Below are 19,077 nucleotides of genomic sequence, written 5' to 3'. Positions count from 1 at the left end.
AGCGCCAGGAAACGGTTGACGAACATCAGAGCGACCGTGAGCGTCGCCGGAATTGCGCTGTCGACCAGGTCTGGCCGACGAAACCGAGGGCACCAGCGAACTAGGGTGTCGAACGCTCACGGGTACCGTCGACGTCGAGCCCCGCCGGTGCCGCGACCTGTCGATGCCGGACCGCGGCGCTCCGTTGGTGATCCGTCGCAAGTGAAGATGAGCTGGCAAATCGGTTCACCGCGGGACCGCCCGACGGCATGATTACCTGGTTCGACGTGCCCGCTGCGGAGGATGCGCCTCGGGGCGTGGGATGCATTCGTGGAACTGAAGTAGCCGGTTCATGGGTAGCTGTGATCGTCGGGTCGGCCGTCGTCGTGGAGCAGACGGCAGTTGATCTACGGGATCCGGTGGCGGGTGCGCACCGGTGCGCCGTGGCGGGGCGTGACCGCCCGAGTGAACGTTGGCTGGCCGTGCTCACGGCCGCGCCGGGTCAAGCCCGCGCGATGGGCCGCGCCCATCACCCCGCCCCGATCGCCTCAGCCATCGCGGCGCTCAGGTCGATGCCCGAGGCCGGGGCGAGCTTGGCGATCACCGGAGGTCGCCGGCGGTGGCCAGCCGGATCTTCACCCCGGCCTCGCCAGCAGACCAGCCCCGGATCGGCTGCTGTTCGGTCAACCCCGAGGTATCAGTGCCCATCCTGCTGATGCTGGCAGGGCGCCAGCGACAACACCGGCGAACATGCCCGGCTCGGCGGCGAGTGCACCGGCTCGCCCTAACTCCGCGAGTCAGGCGTGACCGGGCAGGCGGCCACCCTAACGTCGTGGCGTTCACGGGAACCTCACAGGCGGACCGTTTGTTGAAGGTCTCGCTGCCAGCCTGAATCAGCTCCAGGACCTGACCGAAGTAATTGGCCACCGCGCTCGGTGCGTGCCTCCTCCGTCTCGAACGGCGTACTTCACTCGCCCGATCCGGTGTCCGGGACGGCGCGCTGCGGCTCACGCCGCCGAGCGCTCTCGTAACCTTGCGTGATGAGCGCGCCGGACCTGAATCCGAACCCCGACCCGAATGCCGCCGCTGCCTGGATGGCAGCACGGATCGAGGAACGCGGCTGGTTGCCTCAGGACCTCGCCGTCCAGCACATCGCGAAGCACTTCGGTAAGGACCTGACCTACACGAACGAGAGCGGCAACCCGGCGATCAGCCGAAAGGTTCTCGCCGCATTTCGCCAGCTCACCGAGGGCACGGTGATCTGGGAGCGCGGCGCAAAGGAGTGGCGGCGTCGTCCTCGCGATCCGGCGGCCCGTCAGAGCGACTGACCCCAGGCGGTCAGAGCCCGGCGTGGTAGCCAGCGCCGGAAGCCCTAAAAACGCGCGGCGAGGCACGAAGTCGGCTTCACCCCAGCGAGCCGGCCGCAGCGTCCATGTTTATCACGGCAACACCGGGGACGTCGTGTAGCGGGCCGCTGCGCCAGCGGGACCAGTTCGGGGTTCCGCCTGTGGCGCTGGCAAACTGCAGTTTCTCGATGCTGCACGGGTTGTGCGCGGAGTCGATCTCGATCACCAGTCGGCGCCGCCAGGCCGGGTGATCACGACGTCGAGCCGCCCGTAGCGCGGAGCCGCCCGGGCTGACCGGGTTGATCAGCCGACAGCGACCAGTGGATCATGACTCTGTTTCCAGAGTGTTGACTGGCGGCCCGCGGCGGCCGAGTAACAACGACGATCACGTAGCTCAGCCAAATCCGGTTTGTCATTGCTGGAGGGCGTGCGCGCTCTAGTGGATCACGCGGCTCGCGGCGTTGAACATGTTGCGGGCGAGAGCTTCGTTGACTCGTTCGCCGGGAATGAGTGGCTGGGCAGAAGGATCGTCCCAATCAACGTACAACCCGCTCATTTTGCTCTCGCTCACCGCCTTGGCGAACTTGCTGTTGTCGGCGGTCATGACGCTGCGGGCGTGGTTCCAGGCGGCTTGCCCGCCGCCCCTGGGTGGCCGCATGCTGTCGAGGAGTGCCCCCGACCACTCCCGTGTCTTGGGGTCGTGGGTCTTCAGTTCGCTCCAAAAGTTGCGCCAGTTCGCGGGCGGCCTGGCGGCGGCCTCTTCGCAGAGCCGGAACTTGCCGTACTCCTCGATTGCCAGGGTGGCGAGGGCGTAGGACCGAGCCCACTTGTGGTGTTCGAGCAGGATCTTGACCTCATCCAGTAGCGAAACAGCGTTGGCCAGGGCCGCTTTCCCCAAAGCGCGTGCTTGCTCGGGCGTGAGCGCCGTTGTTCGCGGGGGCATGGTGTACTCCTTTGATCAGGAGGAGAAGCCTGATCAATCGCTGGTCGGCGGTCAAACAGGTTACTAGGCTGTCTTCGACCAGCGAGTTGGAACACGTCCGCGGCACGAGCCGTGCAGGGGCGACAGGCCTGAGCTGGCCGACTTCAGCCAGCTGCGGCTTTGGCGGCTTTCTTAAACGCGCGGACCTCGGCGAGGGTTTCGGCGCTGATGACGTCGGCGATGGACCGGCGGGACCCGCGGTCGCCGTAGGCGCCGGCCGTTTCGCGCCGGCCCTTCGGGGTGACGCCGCGTTGCTTGCCGAGCAGGGCCAGGAAGATCTTGGCCTTCTGCTCGCCGAAACCGGGTAGGGTCCGCAGGCGCTTGAGGACTTCGGGGCCGTCGGGCTTCGGCCGCCCGTCGAGCCAGATGCCTTCGGTGCGGCCGTCGAGTTTTCGATGATGTGCTGGGCGAGCGCGTGCACGCGGCGGGCCATAGAGCCGCCGTAGCGGTGGATGGCGGGCGGCACGACGCACATTTCGACGAAGGTGTCGACGTCGGTGGCGGCGATCTTCGCGAGGGAGAAGCCGTCCATCCGGTCGGCGATCTTCCGTGGGCCGGCGAAGGCGTGTTCCATGGGATATTGCTGATCTAGAAGCATGCCCGTGAGCAGGGCGAAGGGGTCGTCGTTGAGCAGCTTGTCGGCGGCCGGGTCGCCGGTGAGGTGGAGCTCGCGCAGCATGTTGGCATCCTGACAGAAGGCGTGATCGCTTGGGAGGTTCGTGTCACCCTCAGTGGCCTGGGACGGAGGCACCGCGTGCCACTGCGGCGGCGGTTGGTGTCACTCAGCGGTGTGAGTTCCAGAGTGTTGACTTCTGCTGGTCGAGGCCAACACTGTAACGATTACGGAGAGTGATCGTCTGGCTACGTAAGGCGCTCTGTGGCAAACAATGCCTGTGCCTGAGTTCAGTGGGGCAGGTCCAGTTGGCCCCAGACTCCCTGGTGAGCCTCGTCATGGATCCAGCGGTCACGGACCCGCCCGAACCTGGAGTGGGGACGCCGCTGGGGAGTGTGTCCGATCGTTGAGTGCGGGTGGCGGTACCAGGACCGCACCGGTAGAACATTGCTGCATGACACGGATGTTGGAGGAACTGCTCAGTGAGAGCAGGACCACGGGGTGGGCTACCGGGCAGGGGCGCCTTGACCAGGTGCAGCTCGACGCCACGATGCTGAAGTGGACCGCGGTGCCCATACGTCGTGGCGCCCCAGCCGTCGCGACTCTACGGCCGCAGGACCCGGCCGACGCGGCCCCCAACTCGCTCAGCGCGCGCTACGGCAAAGGTGCTCAACCTCTGCACACCGACGGCGCCCACCTGCCGAAACCACCAGACATCGTGGTTCTCACCTGCGAAACCACCAGCACAACACCAACGCTTCTCTGGGCCCAGGCCACCACAACGCCTGGGTTCGTGCGTCATGGCGTCTTTCTGATTAGCAGCGGTAGTGACAGCTTCTTCACCACGGCATACGACCAAGGGCGCCTACGTTACGACCCGGGTTGCATGCTGCCCTGCGATGCACGAGCACATCAGACAGTGCGATTCTTCGAAGAAGCGGCGACTTCCGTGACCGGGTACCGGTGGAACGAGCCGGGCCAAGTACTCCTCATCGACAATCGTCGAGTCCTGCACGCCCGAGCCTCGGCCGACCACGAGCCACAGCGAGAGATCCAGAGAGTCAGCTTCCACGTGAACCGCGAGGCGTCATGACCAGTCCATTCGACCACGAAGCCCTCTGGATCAAAGCGAAGCTGTTCCTCAACCGTGCGATGGACGACGGAGCCAGGTCATTCGATGAGCAAGCCCTCTGGGCCGCACTGGCTCTCGAATTGTTGGCCAAGGCTGCCCTCTCTCGCGTTTCACCGCTCTTGATCGCGGAACCGAACGAGGAAGGCACCAACCTCCTCATCGCCAGTGGGCTCATCCAGGGGGACGCCAGGTTCACCTCCGTGCGGGCAAAGACCCTGATGGCTCGGTGTCACAAGGCATTCAAGCCTTTCGACCAGGCCGAAGCCATGAAGATCATCAATGGGCGCAACGAGTATCTACACAGCAGCGGCGCCGGCTTCCTGGCGATCCCGCCGCACGCTTGGTGGCCCCGATACTGGGCGCAGGCCACCACCCTGGTCACGGCGCTTGATCGCGACATCGAAGAGTTGGTGGGCGCCGACCGCGAACACACGGTCACCAAACATCTTGAACAAAATGCCAAAAACCTCGAACAACGCACCGAGGCATTGATCGAGAGGGCCAAACAGCGCAGACAGCAATGGCTTGACGAGACTCTCTCCGCAAAGGTAGCCGCAGAGTGGAAAACAGGACAGGCGCTCTCGGCGCAGATGGTCCACAGCGAGGCCGTCGCTTGTCCTGCCTGCGGCTCGACCGGACTACTTGAGGGCGACGAAGTGGTCGAGGTGGAGACCCACTACCCGGAGGCCACCGGCTATGGGCCTGATGAATATGAGGTCGGCGCCTGGGACGATGCCTCGGTGACCTTGACGATCAGCGCCGATTACTTCAGTTGCCCATCCTGCCAGTTGGTCTTGAACAGCTACGACCTTATCAATCAGGCGGGACTGGACATTCAATTTGAAGCCGAGGGCGACGTCGACGACTACCTTCCTGACGAACCCGATTACGGAAACGACTGAGCCAAGTCCAGCGATTGGACGGAATCCTGGAGACACCGGACAGCCGGCCGTCGATCGAGCCGTGGCGGCATGGCCCGCGAGCTCCAAGCCTGCGGGCTGACTCTGACCCTTTCGCGCGTATCCCGGCGGCCCCTCAAGAGGGCGCGCCGCCAATCGCCGGCGTCGAGTTGCGGTTCGAGCAGCGACGAACCCGGCCGGTGAAGAGTCTGCGCCGCGACGCCGACGGGCCCGTCGCCGCCCTGCTGGGAACCCGGGAGCCGTCACGGTGACACGACTCCACGAGCCCGGAGGTCGCGGCTGACCGTGCCCGGGGAGGCGCGATGGATCAGGTGCGGACTTTGGCGATGACCGCGTCCGCGTTCTGACGGTTCACCCGCGCGGCTGCCGAGGGGCTCGGCCGGTACCGTATCGCCGTGAGCACATCTAATTTGGGTGATCGGCAGCAACGACATCTGACAGCAATTTCCCTCGGCTGGAATTATGCGCGTCTCTTGGGGACTGGAGGGTCAGCGGACGAGGGACGGCTTGGTTCGTCCGCCGGGAATCTCGAGCATCACGATGTGCCGCTCATCTTCGCTGCCCGGTATCTCGAGTGTTGTGTGGTTGACGTATTCGCGCAGGTGCTGAGTCGGGCCTTTGTCGCGTGGTGGAGCCAGCCTGAGCACGACCAGGAACCCGATCCGGACCCCGGTAGCCTGGTAGGTGACGGTCTGCTTGATGTATTTTTTCTTCTCCCCGACAGGCACCATCGTCGCGTCGGCCTTGAGCTCCAAGTACAGCTGGAAGCCGGGAAAGGTGACCTGGATGTCCACGCGGCCCGTGCCGACCTCTTGGACCTCGACGTTCGTGATGCCGCTCAGCTGCCCGCCGGACAGCCAGTCGTACAGGTCCTTGTGCAGGTCGTGTTCGTCGGCGTCGGCGTTGAAGAGGTACTCCTCCGAGGACTCCTGCGTGTTCATCCGGCGGGAGACGAACCGGATGAGCTGGTCGAGAACCGCCCGTACACCGTGGGCGACCTCTCCCTTGAAGTCGGCGCACGGCGCGAGAGCGTCGAGCATGGCCTTGCGGACGTCGGTGATCACGAGCTCCTGATCGAGCGCGTGCGCCTCACGCAGGTCGGCGATCTCGGTGTTCAGGCTCCGCAGTACGTCGGCGTCAAGCCCGCTGAGCGCTTCAGCGGCGCCGTACCGCCCGAAGAGTTCCGCGAGCAGGGGCGGCATCGACGCCGCTGCCTGCTCTGGGCCTTTTCCCGGCGGCTCCTGCGCGGCCGCGAGACTGTCACGAGCTGCGGCCTCGAGCGCGAGAGCGGTTTCGAGCTGGAGTCTGTGCTCCTCGGTGTCCTCGGTGCGGACGCGCTCTCGGAGGGCATCGATGTGATCGAGGAGGTGCCGCATGAGGCCGGCGCGAGCAGCGAAGCCACTTGCGATCGCGGGGCGGACGACGTCGCGGACGACCTCGACGCCGTCCTCGTAGTCGGTGAGGTCGTAGGCGTGGGAGGCCGAGTAGAGCTGAAGCAGGTCGTCCAGGATGACCGCGGCGTCGTAGAGGCTGTCGCGATCGAGTTTGGCGCGGAGCCACGCGAGGTCGGTCATGAGGCGTTCCCAACCGGCGAAGACCAGCTGCTTGCGATCACCGCTCCAGTGGTTCAGCCCGTGCCCGGCCACAGCGAACCGTCGCACGTCGTCAGCCAGGGTCTCGATCTCCGGTAGGTCGAGGTCCCATTCTGCTGCGGACCGAGCTGCTGTTCCGTGTTCGACCTGATCGTCGATGAACGACCGAAGCAACCGCAGCGCGCTGTCAAGCACCGTGGCGTCGCCCCGCTCGTCGTGTGTTCTCGCGAAGCTCAGCGCCTCGATCGCCGCGCCGAAATGCGTGCTCGCCTCGGCCGCTGTCGACGACCGAAAACCTCGGACCAGTTCGACGTTCGCGCTGGTCCAGGAGACGTCCGAGGCGATCTCCGCACCGTATTCACGGTTGCGGACAAGCGTCACGTCGTCCGGTGCACTGGGCGACCCGGGTGATTTGACCCCGGAGAGCACGTCGATGACCTCGATGATCCGGTCGTCGACGTTCCAGTGGTCGTGTGCCGCGCCGATCGACCGGAGCACTGCCTGGGCATAGCGGCGCGGTTGCGGAGCGGTGACGTCCTCGAGCACCCCGAGCAGCTTGTATTCCGACGCGCGCCCCGAGATCGACAGACGGACGTACGTTTCCAGGGCATCCGCGTGCCGGGAAACCTGCGCGGCGGTGGGAACGGCTTGACCGGTCGCGGGTTCGGGAGGATGGGCGAGCGCCAGGCACCGGGTGGCAAGATCAGTGGCGCCGAAGGCCAGGAGCCGCTGATTGGCGCAGAACTCGTCGAGGCTTTGTGCGAACTGCAGCGGGTCTTCCGTCGCCGTCACGGCTTGCACGAGAGCCGAAACCGCTGCTTGGACCTCCGCTGACCCTGGAGCCGAGTTCGCGACGTCGCGGCTCACCATGGCCAACACTGGCGTCAGCAACTGGCTGTCGACGAGTCGTGGTGCGACGGCCTCGATGGCGAACCAGCCTCCAAGCTCCTGGAGAAGGTTCGCCGGTGGTTCTGTACCGGTCAGAGAGCCGATCAACCGCGCTTCGATCGACTCCGCGTCGGGATTCGCTGTCACCTGCTCCTCCTTCCGGAACCCGAACATGGCCTGCCTGCCGGCGCCAGGCCGGACAGCATCTCGCAGTCTGGCGTCACCAGACGAAGTTGTCGCCTGTCGCCACCAGCGTGTTGCCCGGCGGCAGCAGAGCGGTCAGCATCTGACCGTGGGTCGTGGCGACGATCACCTGCATGCTGGTGTCTTCGGCGACCGCCGCCATCGCCGCCAGCATGGTTTCCAGGTCACCTGCGGGGATCTCCTCGGCCGCGGGCGAGTCGATGAAAAGCAGCCCGGGGTGGCGGCCGACGCCGGCCTTGTGACCGTGGGAGATCAGTGCGATTGCCGTGGCCAGCTTGATCCGGAGCTTCTCGCCGTTGGTCAGCACCCCGTACCCGCTGCGGGCGCCGCCTTTGTGGACGTCCATGTTCGCGTTCCCCTTGAGGGACACGCTGGTGATGTTGTCCGCGCCGAATTTGCGGGCGAGCTCAGTGATCTCTCGGGAGACCTCGGCCAGCAGAGGATCTTGGTCGCCCTTCAGCCAACGCGCCGTGATGGCATCCGCGGCTTCCAGGACAAGAAGCTTTTCGGGGTCCTCAGGGCGCGGTGAAGGGATCGAGTGCCGGGCCTGCCGGTGGCTTTCGAGGGCGCCTTCGGCTCGCGCGAGCTCGATCTCGGCCTGGAGCCGCTCACGAGCCTGCGCGAAAGTTTTCCGGCTGTTCTGGACCGCGGCCTCGGCGGCGAGCCGGTCTCGGTCGGCGGTGGCGACTGCTTCCTCAAGCCGTGCAACTGCCGCATCGGCTTCGTCCGCGGCTTGACGCAGAGCATCGAGGACATCGACGGCCGGTTCGTTGCTGACACCGCCGGCTTCGTCTCGTTCCGAGAGAGCCGCTGTCGCACTGACCAGATCGCCGCGCGTGTCTTCGGACAGTTCGGAGGCGACCACGACGTTGCCGGTGTACGCATCCAGATCCAGCTGAGAGGCGCACAGCGAGCACGCGTGATCGTGTCCTTCGGCGTCGCGCCGCTCCTGCGTCACCGAGGCCGAACATCGAGGGCACACAGTCGGGGTCATCGCGTTGAAGAAGCGTCGCGCGAGCGCGTCTTCGACGGTGGTGTTGCGCCGCAGCTGCTCGGTGCGGAGCTGGTCGTGGACGTGGGCCGCAGCTGATCGCGCGGTCAGCAGCTGGAAAGTCAGCTCCTGCGTGGCCTGCGCCTGATCGTTCGCCGCAGCGGCCAGCGCGTAGACGGTGTCCACGTCCGGCGCGGCGTCGCCGAACGAAGCGGCGAGCTCCCGAGCCTCGGCCACTCGTGCTTCGGCGGCTTCGACCGAGGTGTCCGCGACCTGGAGGAGAACATCAGACCTGCCTGCGTTCCGTTTGCGCTCGAACTGTGCGGCCTTCAGTGCAGTAGCGGCCTGCGCCCGCGCCGGTGCCCACGAGGTGCCGACGAACATCTGCAGCATGCGCGTCCCGAGGACGCTCTCGTTGCCGACGACCGGGTCGAGACGGTCGGCGTGGACCGCCAACGCGGACGCGTAAGCGGGCCACGCGTGCGAGATCTCCTGCTCGTTGGCCCACATCGCGATGGGCTCCAGGCGTAGCCGTTCGAGCATCAACGTGCCCATGGCGGATTCGAACTCGGTCTCGTTGGCGAAAGCTGCCAGGGTGGTGTTGCGACCGTTCGATACCTGGCACACCGTCCCGGCGGGGACGCCGCCGGTGGTCTGGAAGGAGACGACGATCGGAAGGTCGTCGATCCGGAACTCCACTTCGGCGGAACGAATCCAGGACCGGACGTCGGGCTGTAGGGGACAACGGCCGGTGAGCGCCCAGGAGATGAAGTGGAGCACCGACGACTTGCCCCTGAGGTTCCGCTCGCTCCCGACGCCGTTGATCCCGTCCGACGGTGACCAGGTTAAGTCAAAGGGAACGGGGGTACTGGCCAAGTCATCGGCGACTTCGTCGTCTCGATCGCCCCGCAGGAGTTTTGTCCCCGACACCTGGATCCGGCGGACCCTGAGCCGGACCGGAACGCCGGTGGTGGCGCCGCTTGCGATCCCGGCATCGGCCAGGATCTGATCGACTCGCTCGCCGGCGATCACGATGTCTTTCGCGGCTAAGTCGGCGTGAATTGCTTTTCCGAGGGCGCTCATTCTTCACTCCCGCCGTTGTCAGGGCCGACTCCGGTTCGGAGTGTCCTCAGCCTCGCGGCGACCCCGTTGGCGATAGGGGCGATGATCGTGCCGAGCTTCGTCCGCGCGTATTCGGCCTGCCGGTACTGGCGTTGCTTTAGCACGCTGCCGGAGTCGGTCCCGGCGGCCAGTGCGACGAGTTTCACCTGCTCGGTGTACCAAGACAAATGCGGCTCGTGGGCGAGGTCGTTCACGGCGGTCTGGCCCTTCGTGGTGAGGAAGAACTGGCTCCTGGCCGTCTTGACGACCCCGCCCAATCGGCTCACCAGGGCGAGTCCGTAGGCGTCGAGGACGGCGAACGCGTCGTCGATGGCTTCGTACGCTCCGAAGTGCCAGCGGGGCATCGGGTACCACCGCAGATCCGGCTCTGGAGATTTGAGCAGGTGGTCGGCGGTGTCCAGGTAGCTCGTCGCCAGCTCGCCGGCTTCGACCTTGGTCACAAGTTCGCCCGCGAGGTAGTCGGGATTCCGGAGCCAGAAGTCGAGGGCTTGGAGCCGCATTTCACTCCGGACGACCTTCACGGCACCGGCCGGGTCCCCGGGCGCGACGGCCTCCCCGCACGATCCGAGGATCACCAAGAGCCGTATCGCGTGCTGCATGCGCGTCGCCTCAGGGCGACCCTCGCCCGATCCGTCCAAGCCAGGCTCCGACAAAGCGACCTCCCCGAGAGTGTGCCCGCCTACGTTCCAGGGTGCTCGGGTTGCTGCGACCCTGCCTGACTGAAGATCGTCGGGTAGGTCGCCGCGGTTACATGTGGTGCTCGTTCGAGACTGACGCGACGGAGGCAGTGTCGGGGTTCGACGTTCAGGCTGCACCGATCGATCGGGACGAGCGTTTCGTCGCGCACGTGATCGAACATGCTGACTCGGATCGATCTGCGAATGCTAGGATTTCGGAGTTAGCCCTCGTAGCTCAGGGGATAGAGCACGGCTCTCCTAAAGCCGGTGTCGCAGGTTCGATTCCTGCCGGGGGCACTCTGACCAGGCAAAATGCCGAGGACCCGGCCTTCCGAAGCTGATCGGTGGCTTCATGATTGAGCGCACGTCAAAGGCTTGCGAACACCGTGACGACAGCTGGCTCGCCTGAGTTGCGGACGATCAGCTCGAAGTCGCCGATGTCGGCGTCGGCTCCGGCGGTGTGCCGCCTGACCGAGCTTCGCAAGAGCCGGGCGAGCTGCCTGGCATCTGCGGGGTCCGCTTCGGCGGTGAACGCCTTGACCGTCCTGCCGAGGTGCAGCAGTTCAAGGTCGAGGGGACGTGGCACTGGTTCGAGCGGAGCTGTGGCTAAAGGCTGATCGTCCTCGGCCTGCTCGGCCGTGGGCGGTTGTGGGTCGGGGAGCAGGATCAGCGGTCGTTTGCCCCTTCCACCTGCGGAAAGCATGCCCCACTGCCGGAGGAGGTCCGCAGCGCGGTGGGCAGTGCCGACGGCGACCTCGTAGGTGGCGGCGATCTCCTTGATCGAGGGGGCGATCGAGCCGTCCGCCAGCTCACCCGCGAGGATGCGGCTGCGGATACGCGCAGCGACGCGTTCGAAGGGTGCCTCCGGCGCGGACTTGGCGCGCTGGATCTGGTCGAGCAACGCGGGGTGTTCGGGGAGTCGGGCGGCCAGGTCGCCGGCTGCGCGCTGGTGGGCCTCGGAGGCCCAGGCGGCGTAGAAGCGTAGGGTCGTGCTGCCGCCGCCGCTGTGGCCGAGCCGTCCGGCCACGGTCCGGATGTCCACGCCGGCGGCGATCAGTTCCGTGGCGTTGAAGTGCCGCAGGCACTTGAGCTGGGTGTCGAGACCCATGGCCCGGGTCATCCGGCGGTAGCGCTGAGTGATCGAACGCGGCCGCAGTGGCGTGCTGTGGTCCGGCATTAGCGAGAAGAAGAACGCGTCGTCGTCCAGGTTGTGTCCGGCCTCGGACGCTGCGGCGTCGAGGGCAGCCCAGTAGTCGATAAGCAGCTGGTTCGAGGCGTCGTCCAGGACGATGTGGCGGGCGATCTCGTTCTTGATGCCTTTCTCGAGGAGCTCGTTGGTTTCGTCGAGCTGGGCGATGGCCTCCCGCAGGTACAGGACCTTCTTGACCGGATCGTGGTGGCGACGGCGCAGCGCCACGACCTCTCCTCGACGGGCGCCGGAGATCATGCCGACGAAGATGAGCACGCCCCAGGCGAGTTCCCGGCGGAACGCCTCGTTCACGATTGCTGCGGCTTCGGTGGTGCTCGGCGGGACCGGGTCGGTTTTCTCGAACGACGGCGGCGCAAGTCCGTCGATCGGGTTGACCGACCACCATTCCCATTCCGCCATTGCCATGGTGTACGCGCCGGACAGTATGGCGTGAATCTTGCGGACCGTGTTGTTGGCGAGACCCTTGCACTGGTGTTTCCGGCACCGGGCATCGCACTCGTGTTTGCGAGGCGTCCGGTGCTCGATCCAATTCGTGTTCGTGCAGTGGTGTCGGCACCGTTGGCAATCCCTATAGAGTGCGCGGATCGTTTTCCTCGCGTCCTTGGTGGCGCTTTTGGTGCCGATGTAGGGAATCACGTGACGGTTGATTAGGCTGCCGTCTTTTTCAACGGTGGTGCGCGCAGCGTCGCGCTCGTCCTGATACTTGAGCACCAGGTGGGCGATGTCGACTTTGGTTTTCGGGTGCCGTTGTTCGTCGACTTCGTTGAGCAGGCGAGTGAGGGCGACTTCGGCCTGGTGCTCGTCGTCGGGGCCCGGCGGGACGATGACGGTTGGTCGGTGTCGCTTGCCGGTGATCGGGTCCACTCCGGCGTCGACGCGCACTCGCAGCGATCCGCTGGACAGGCGGTCGATGGACCCGCGCGACCGGTTACGTCGGGCGCCCCGACCACCGCGAGTGCGCTTCCCCCGGGTCGATACCGTCGTCGTCTGTGCCGTGCTCATGCCCCGATGATATTGAAAATTTCGGGTCATGTTTCGGGTCATGGCGGGGTCAGGGGTCTCCGACGTACCTCGCTGACCTGCGTCGACGGCCGAAGTTCGAGGCTGCGACGCTTACATTAGGAGAGCGGTGCTCTATCCCCTGAGCTACGAGGGCCCGTACTCGCCGCTCAGCCTACCCGAACGGGCAGTACGACGATGGCAGGGCCCGGAAACCCATCGGCGCTGCTGAGCGCGAAGCTGCACCCGAACCGTCGAGCTGCAGGCGACCCCGACGAGGTCGAACCCGCTTCCGTCGCTACCGTCTCCGGCAACCGACGGGACGGGAGCCGGGGTGCGGACCTACTACGACGAGGACGACTACGAGGGCTACGAGGCTGCGCAGGACCTCCTGGTCCGCCGCCTGACCACCTGGGCGGCCGCACAGGGGCGCGAGATCGACCCGTACGCCGTCATCTCGGCGCTCGAGTTCCGGCACACCTCGATCGATGGGCGGCTCGCCTACTGGACCGCCGCGCTGGTCCGGGACTTCCTCCTCTCTTACGTTCCGCGCACGTTGTCGGCCACCGCTGATGACGCCGTGCTCGTGCCCGGGACGTTGCTGCTGTTCCTTCGGTACCTGCACGAGACCGAGCTGGCTGACCCCATGGGCGACCCGCTTACCGACCTCGAGGACGCCGTTGCGAAGGCGGCGTCCGAGTTTCCGGCCGCCATGGCTGACGAGCGCGACTTCGGGGTCGGCAAGTACTGGGTGATGACCGCCATCCGGCACGGGGTCGATCCGGCGGACTCCGATGCCATGAACGCCTTCCTCGCCGAGGTCCGCGCAGGGAAGTACTCGTACGACGCCGAACTTCTCGCTGACCTCGCCGCCAGGCACCTCGGTGAGCAGGGTGGACGGGCGCTTCCGCAGCTGCCGGTGTCGTTGCCGGCGGAGGCGGAGCTCGTCGACGCCGCGGAGCGCTCCTCGCTCGTGGTCAAGCTGCGGAAATTCGTCGAATGGGTGGGTGACGGCCGAGCCTTGACCGGTACGGGCACCCTCAAACTCGCCGACGGCCGCGAGCTCGTGTCGCTACTGGATACCGGTGACCGGCTCGAATGGGAACTCGGCGGCGAGGTCCAGCGCGCTCGCAGCAGCGCCGACCTGCCGAACCTTCGCATCCTGTTCGAAATCGCGATGCGCGCGCGGGTCGTGCGGGTGGTCAAGGGCAAACTGGTTCGGGTGGCGAAAGCCGCGCCGCTAGTGAAGAACGCTCTCGCCCTGTGGGCGGCGGCGTTCGAGACGCTGCCTGAGCGGGGTCTGCTGGTCAAGGAGAGCCCCGGCTACGCCGTGTTGCTCGACAACTGCCTTGACCTCGTGCTGCCGGACGTGCTCAACACGGTGTACGGGATGCCGGAGCCGATACCCGTGGTGCGGCTCGCCGAAAGTTCCTGGCTGGCCTGCCTGGAAAGTGCTTACGTCGATCTCGACCCGGCGACCGAGCCGATGTGGCGGGACGGGTTCGCCGGCGAGTTCCGGCAGTTGCTCGGCAAGCTGGCCGGATTCGGTGCGGTCGAGCTGACCACGGGCCCGGCCGACCCGATGTACACCATGGACCTGGTGCCGGAGAACCCCGAGCTCCCACCGGATGTCCTAGACCGCTTGCGGCGCGCTCTCGAAGCGCCGTCTGTCGACCTGGTTGCCCTCACCCCGCTGGCGACCTGGGCGGTCCGGGAACGGCTGCTGCGAGAGGGCCGGTTCGCGCCGGTCGTCGGTGAGCTCGCGGACGCGGCTCCGGCGGCCGTGCTGGGTGTCGTCTCGGAGCATTTCGATGAAGAGGCGGCCGCGGCGGAGATCGGTGGCTGGCTGGCCGCGCACGGTGGCCGGGACGTGGGCCTGCCGCTGCTGGTGGACGCCGTCCGCCGGTGCCCGTTCCGCACGCGCGCGTCCGTCATGCTCGGGATCCTCGTCGATTCCCTTCCCGACGGTCGTGCGGTGCTCGACGGTCTACGCGCCGACCCGGCCTTGGGGCCGATCGCCACGCAGCTGCTGGTCGAGCGCGGAGAACTGGCTCTCGAAGACTTGGACGCGGGTGAAAGTCTGCTCGGCATCACCGAGCAGTTCCTCGGCCTGCTGGAAACGGCCGGGCCGGAAGCGACGGCTGCGACGTTGGCCGAGTTGCCCGCCGCCGAACGTGTGCACCTCGCGGAAGCGATTTCCGCGTCGGGCCACCCGGACGAGGTGGGACTCGCGGAGCTGGCCGAAGTGTTCGAGCAGGTTCGCGGCTGATCCGACTCTCGTCGTCACCCAGGTGAGTGGTTCTTACCCGCGCCCGACAGTCGGGATACACCCAGCCGGACGGTCCACCGCACCTGACCTGGACGGACCAGTCGGTCACCTGGTCGTGTCTGGTTTCGAACTGCTGAACAACAGTAGGTAACCTTCGTTAACGGGACGCGGGGAGCCGCCTCCTACTGGCTGTTGCGGAGGGCTTCGTTGATCAAGCTCATGTTCGCCGACGACGAGGAACTGGTGCGCTCGGGGTTGCGCGCGATGATGTCCGGGGCTCAGGACATCGAGATCGTGGGCGAGGCCTCCGACGGCAGATCCGCAGTGGAAGTTGCCCGGCGGTACCACCCCGACGTCGCCCTGCTCGACATCAAGATGCGGGCTCCTGACGACGGCATCCGGGCGCTGCGGGCCATCCTCGCCCTCCCCGATCCGCCCACCGTTGCCATGCTGACCACTTTCGACATCGACGAGTACGTCAGCCTCGCCCTCAGGCTCGGTGCCAACGGCTTCCTACTGAAGGACATCGATCCGGCTGCCCTCCTGCGAGCCGTCAGGGACCTGGCAAGAGGCGGCGCTGTCCTCGACCCGGGTGTGGCCGCGCGGATGGTTCAGTCCCACCGGGACGAACAACGCGCTGCTCAGCCGGCCCGGAAGCTGCTCGCCTCACTGTCCGAACGCGAACGCGAGGTCGTCGCGCTGATCGGGCAGGGCCTCTCCAACGCCGAGATCGGCGGACGCCTGCACCTCTCCGAAGCCACCGTCAAGGGGTACGTCTCCGCCGTGCTCTCGAAGATCGGCGCCGCCAACCGCGTGCAGGCCGCTCTGCTGGCCTATCGCGGGGGCCTGCTCGACCAGTAGATGCTGCTCACGGCGCTGGAGTTCCTCGGGCTCGTCGCCTTCGCGGCGTCCGGGGCGCTCGCCGCCGTGCGGGCTCGGCTCGACGTCTTCGGCGTCGTGGTCGTCGGGCTCACCACCGCGCTCGGCGGCGGGGTCATCCGGGACGTCCTGCTCGGCATCCACCCGCCCACGACGCTGCGGAACTGGCCCTACCTCGCCGTCTGCGCCGCGACCGCCCTGGTCGTCTTCGCCTTCCACCCGCAGGTCGCGCGGCTTCGGCGGGGTGTGCTGCTCGCCGACGCCCTCGGGCTCGGCGTCTTCGCCACCGCCGGGACGACCATCGCCCTGAACGCCGGCGCGACCGTCTACGCCGCGTGCCTGATCGGGATGACGACCGGCATCGGCGGCGGGGCCGTGCGCGATCTGCTGCTCCGGGAAATCCCCCTCGTCCTGCGGAAAGAGATCTACGCCGTGGCCGCGCTGGCCGGCTCGGTGCTCGTCGCCGCCGGTCACGCTTTGCGACTGCCGCAGGGGCCGGTCACCGTGGTCGCGGCCGCGGGCGTGGTCGCCATCAGGATGATCGCGCTCTGGCGGCACTGGAACGCCCCCGTCGCGCGGGCACCGGAGTGAGGATTCTCTTTGTTAGTTCTGTGTGTGTTCTTAGGCGAGTCTCAGCACGCTGAGTAAGACTGACGCCATGCGCATCCTTGTGGTGGACGACGACCGCGCCGTCCGTGAGTCGCTTCGGCGGTCCCTGGAGTTCAACGGCTACCAGGTCCAGCTGGCCAGCGACGGTGCGCAGGCCCTGGAGGCGATCATCGCCGACCGGCCGGACGCGATGGTCCTCGACGTCATGATGCCCCGGCTCGACGGCCTCGAGGTGGCCCGCCGCCTGCGCAGCACCGGTGACGACCTGCCGATCCTCGTGCTCACCGCGCGCGACACCGTCTCCGACCGGGTGTCCGGGCTCGACGCCGGCGCCGACGACTACCTGCCGAAGCCGTTCGCGCTGGAGGAGCTGCTCGCCCGGTTGCGGGCACTGCTGCGCCGCGCCGTCCCGGAAGGCCAGAACGGCCAGGCGTCGGAGATCCTGTCCTTCGCGGACCTGACCCTCGACCCGGGCACGCGCGAGGTCCGCCGCGGCGGCCGCGAGATCAGCCTGACCCGGACCGAATTCGCACTGCTGGAACTGTTCCTCTCCTACCCGAAGCACGTCCTCACGCGGGGCCGGATCCTGGAGGAAGTATGGGGTTACGACTTCCCGACGTCGGGCAACGCCCTGGAGGTCTACGTCGGCTACTTGCGCCGCAAGACGGAGGCCGAGGGGGAGCCGAGGCTGATCCACACGGTGCGGGGGGTGGGGTACGTCCTGAGGGAAACCCCGCCGTGATCGACGCCGGCGAGCCCGGTGATCCCCGCGGCACGCGCTGGGGGACGCGCCGGTTCTCGCTGCGCGGCCGGGTGACGCTGCTCGCCGCCGCCTGCGTCGCCGGCGCCGTCGCGCTGGTGTCGATCGGCGCGTACATGGTCGTGCGCAGCAACCTCTACCAGCAGCTGGACGACGGCTTGATGGCGCGCGCGCAGGCGGCCGTCGCGTCGCCGCAGGTGCAGACCGAGCTGCGGCAGGTGCCGGGAGCGTTCCTGGCCAGCGCCGACCTGCAGATCGGGCAGCTCAACGCCGCGCCCGACGTCCAGCACGCCGTGATGACCTACCCGCTGTCGAGCTCGGCGCCGCCGTTCGACCAGCGCGAGCTGGCCGTCGCGAACGGCGACTCGCCGGAGTCGATGCGGACGGACTTCCGCACCGACAGCCGGGTGGTCGCGCTGCCGTCCGGGCACGGCGAGGCGATCGTGCTGGCCCAGTCGATGGGTCCGACCAAGCGGACGCTGAACGAGCTCGCGCTGGTCCTGTTCCTGATCGGCGGCGCCGGCATCCTGGTCGCCGCCGCGGCGGGCACCGCCGTCGCGCGGGCCGGCCTGCGCCCGGTCGACCGGCTGACGTCGGCCGCCGAGCGCGTCGCCAAGACCGGTGACCTGCGGCCCATCCCGGTCAGCGGCGACGACGAGCTGGCGCGCCTCACCACCAGCTTCAACACGATGCTCGGCACGGTCGCGGACTCGCAGGAACGCCAGCGCCAGCTGGTCGCGGACGCCGGCCACGAGCTGCGGACGCCGTTGACATCGCTGCGCACCAACCTCGAGCTGCTGCTCGCCGCGAGCAAGCCGGGGGCGCCGCCACTGCCGGACGAGGACCGCGTCGACATCGTCGCGGACATCAGCGGCCAGCTCGACGAGCTGACGCAGCTCATCGGCGACCTCGTCGAGCTCGCGCGCCAGGACGAGCCGCGCGAGCGCTTCGAACGCGTCGAGCTTCTGGACGTCGTCGAGCGCGCGCTGGACCGGGCACGGCGGCGGGCGGGGGAGATCAACTTCGACGTCTCGCTGCAGCCGTGGGTGCTCACCGGCGACAACAGCTCGATCGAGCGCGCGGTGCTGAACCTGCTGGACAACGCGGTGAAGTTCTCGCCGCCGGAATCGACGGTCTGGGTCCGGCTCTACCCGCTCGGCGACGGCACCGCCGTGGTCGAGGTGGCCGACGCCGGCCCGGGCATCGCCGAAGAGGACCTGCCGAAGGTGTTCGACCGCTTCTACCGCTCGTCGGAGGCGCGGACGTTGCCCGGCTCCGGGCTCGGCCTGGCGATCGTGAAGCACGCGGCCGAGCGGCACGGCGGGGCGGTGTACGCGTCGCAGGCACCGGAAGGCGGCGCGTTGATGACGATCCGGCTGCCGGGGGCGCCCGGCTGAGCCGTTTCCGGGACGTGCGCGGGCGGCATCGGCCAGGATCGGCGCATGCTGCTCGTCCGCCGGTGCCTGGTCGCGGCGGCGAGCGCGCTGCTCGCGGCGCTGGCCGTGAACGCGTTCCCGGCGGACGATCTCTGCGTCGGCGCGGGGTGCATGCTCGTCGGGCTTTTCGTCGCGCCGCTCATAGTGCTCGGTGCGGCGCTGCTCGCGTACGCGCTCATGGCGCTGGGCCGGGTCCGTCCGGCCTGGCCCGTCGCGCTCGCCGGGCCGATCACCCTCTTGGCGGTGGTCACGACGGTCGATGTCGGGACGTTCCCGGTGTTCGCCGCCGCGGCCGCCGCCTGTTACGCGTACGCGGCGCTCGTCACCGCGGACGGACTTCCGAACGCGTGGCGGGTTGCGCTCGGATCGCCCGTGGTGGTGTTGTTCGCGTGGGGCGTGGTTTGGCCGATCGTGCGGTGACCTGGTCATTCGAAGTTCACCCGCGCTGATCCTGCGAATCGCGTGTTGA

15 protein-coding genes, 1 tRNA gene and 1 pseudogene are annotated in these 19,077 nt (G+C 67.4%); 10 read left to right on the top strand and 7 right to left on the bottom strand.

Going from position 1 to position 19,077, the window contains the following annotated elements; all coding sequences use genetic code 11:
- The first annotated feature begins 1,019 nt into the window (after window positions 1-1,019).
- The gene (locus BLV96_RS17250; RefSeq protein ID WP_086680202.1) at window positions 1,020-1,307 is read left to right on the top strand and encodes a DUF6953 family protein; all 288 of its coding nucleotides are present in this window, start codon (window positions 1,020-1,022) and stop codon (window positions 1,305-1,307) included.
- A gap of 76 nt (window positions 1,308-1,383) precedes the next feature.
- Here BLV96_RS17250 and BLV96_RS49875 read toward each other — a convergent pair whose 3' ends face one another.
- The 3 genes and pseudogenes from BLV96_RS49875 to BLV96_RS17240 all read right to left on the bottom strand — a co-directional run bounded on the left by BLV96_RS49875 (window position 1,384) and on the right by BLV96_RS17240 (window position 2,986).
- Window positions 1,384-1,551, bottom strand: a complete 168-nt coding sequence (locus BLV96_RS49875; protein WP_158104207.1) for a hypothetical protein — start codon at window positions 1,549-1,551, stop codon at window positions 1,384-1,386.
- Between the two features lie 210 nt (window positions 1,552-1,761).
- Window positions 1,762-2,268 (bottom strand): AbiV family abortive infection protein, encoded by a 507-nt coding sequence (locus BLV96_RS17245; RefSeq protein ID WP_086680200.1) that lies wholly within the window; start codon window positions 2,266-2,268, stop codon window positions 1,762-1,764.
- 143 nt (window positions 2,269-2,411) lie between these two features.
- Window positions 2,412-2,986 (bottom strand): annotated as a pseudogene (locus BLV96_RS17240) (HhH-GPD-type base excision DNA repair protein).
- A 388-nt stretch (window positions 2,987-3,374) separates the two neighbouring features.
- Between BLV96_RS17240 and BLV96_RS49200 the strand changes: the two are divergent.
- Together BLV96_RS49200 and BLV96_RS17235 are read left to right on the top strand one after the other, a co-directional pair.
- Complete coding sequence (locus BLV96_RS49200) at window positions 3,375-4,013, top strand: Fe(II)-2OG oxygenase family protein (RefSeq protein ID WP_158104206.1); 639 nt, start codon at window positions 3,375-3,377, stop codon at window positions 4,011-4,013.
- Window positions 4,010-4,954 (top strand): hypothetical protein, encoded by a 945-nt coding sequence (locus BLV96_RS17235; RefSeq protein ID WP_086680196.1) that lies wholly within the window; start codon window positions 4,010-4,012, stop codon window positions 4,952-4,954. Before BLV96_RS49200 ends, BLV96_RS17235 begins: the two co-directional genes overlap by 4 nt.
- Before the next feature lie 506 nt (window positions 4,955-5,460).
- Here the strand turns inward: BLV96_RS17235 and BLV96_RS17230 are convergent.
- The 3 genes from BLV96_RS17230 to BLV96_RS17220 all read right to left on the bottom strand — a co-directional run bounded on the left by BLV96_RS17230 (window position 5,461) and on the right by BLV96_RS17220 (window position 10,368).
- Entirely contained in the window at window positions 5,461-7,599 is a 2,139-nt protein-coding gene (locus BLV96_RS17230) for a hypothetical protein (RefSeq protein ID WP_143050982.1), read from the bottom strand.
- Window positions 7,600-7,672: 73 nt separating this feature from the next.
- On the bottom strand, window positions 7,673-9,730 hold the full coding sequence (locus BLV96_RS17225; protein ID WP_143050981.1) for a hypothetical protein: 2,058 nt from the start codon (window positions 9,728-9,730) through the stop codon (window positions 7,673-7,675).
- Window positions 9,727-10,368, bottom strand: coding sequence for a hypothetical protein (locus BLV96_RS17220; protein ID WP_086680188.1), 642 nt, complete (start codon window positions 10,366-10,368; stop codon window positions 9,727-9,729). Before BLV96_RS17220 ends, BLV96_RS17225 begins: the two co-directional genes overlap by 4 nt.
- A 302-nt stretch (window positions 10,369-10,670) precedes the next feature.
- On the opposite strand from BLV96_RS17220, the gene BLV96_RS17215 reads away from it, so the two are divergent.
- Window positions 10,671-10,743, top strand: a tRNA-Arg gene (locus BLV96_RS17215).
- 70 nt (window positions 10,744-10,813) lie between these two features.
- Here BLV96_RS17215 and BLV96_RS17210 read toward each other — a convergent pair.
- Window positions 10,814-12,658 (bottom strand): tyrosine-type recombinase/integrase, encoded by a 1,845-nt coding sequence (locus BLV96_RS17210; RefSeq protein ID WP_158104205.1) that lies wholly within the window; start codon window positions 12,656-12,658, stop codon window positions 10,814-10,816.
- 331 nt (window positions 12,659-12,989) lie between these two features.
- Here BLV96_RS17210 and BLV96_RS17205 point away from each other — a divergent pair, with 331 nt between their 5' ends.
- The 6 genes from BLV96_RS17205 to BLV96_RS17180 all read left to right on the top strand — a co-directional run bounded on the left by BLV96_RS17205 (window position 12,990) and on the right by BLV96_RS17180 (window position 19,028).
- Entirely contained in the window at window positions 12,990-14,924 is a 1,935-nt protein-coding gene (locus BLV96_RS17205; protein WP_086680184.1) for a hypothetical protein, read from the top strand.
- Window positions 14,925-15,131: 207 nt separating this feature from the next.
- Window positions 15,132-15,785: a response regulator gene (locus tag BLV96_RS17200; protein ID WP_003087851.1), complete on the top strand. Its 654-nt coding sequence runs from the start codon at window positions 15,132-15,134 to the stop codon at window positions 15,783-15,785.
- Complete coding sequence (locus BLV96_RS17195) at window positions 15,786-16,394, top strand: trimeric intracellular cation channel family protein (protein ID WP_086680182.1); 609 nt, start codon at window positions 15,786-15,788, stop codon at window positions 16,392-16,394.
- Between the two features lie 67 nt (window positions 16,395-16,461).
- Window positions 16,462-17,154: a response regulator transcription factor gene (locus BLV96_RS17190; protein ID WP_086680180.1), complete on the top strand. Its 693-nt coding sequence runs from the start codon at window positions 16,462-16,464 to the stop codon at window positions 17,152-17,154.
- On the top strand, window positions 17,151-18,569 hold the full coding sequence (locus tag BLV96_RS17185) for a sensor histidine kinase (protein WP_244180266.1): 1,419 nt from the start codon (window positions 17,151-17,153) through the stop codon (window positions 18,567-18,569). The genes BLV96_RS17190 and BLV96_RS17185 overlap by 4 nt, the downstream gene beginning before the upstream one ends.
- A 45-nt stretch (window positions 18,570-18,614) precedes the next feature.
- Entirely contained in the window at window positions 18,615-19,028 is a 414-nt protein-coding gene (locus BLV96_RS17180; RefSeq protein WP_086680178.1) for a hypothetical protein, read from the top strand.
- The last annotated feature ends 49 nt before the right edge of the window (window positions 19,029-19,077 follow it).

The sequence above is a fragment of the Amycolatopsis pretoriensis genome, from assembly GCF_900107925.1.
Taxonomy (GTDB): Bacteria; Actinomycetota; Actinomycetes; order Mycobacteriales; family Pseudonocardiaceae; genus Amycolatopsis; species Amycolatopsis pretoriensis.
This window is presented reverse-complemented; position numbering and strand designations above follow the sequence as displayed.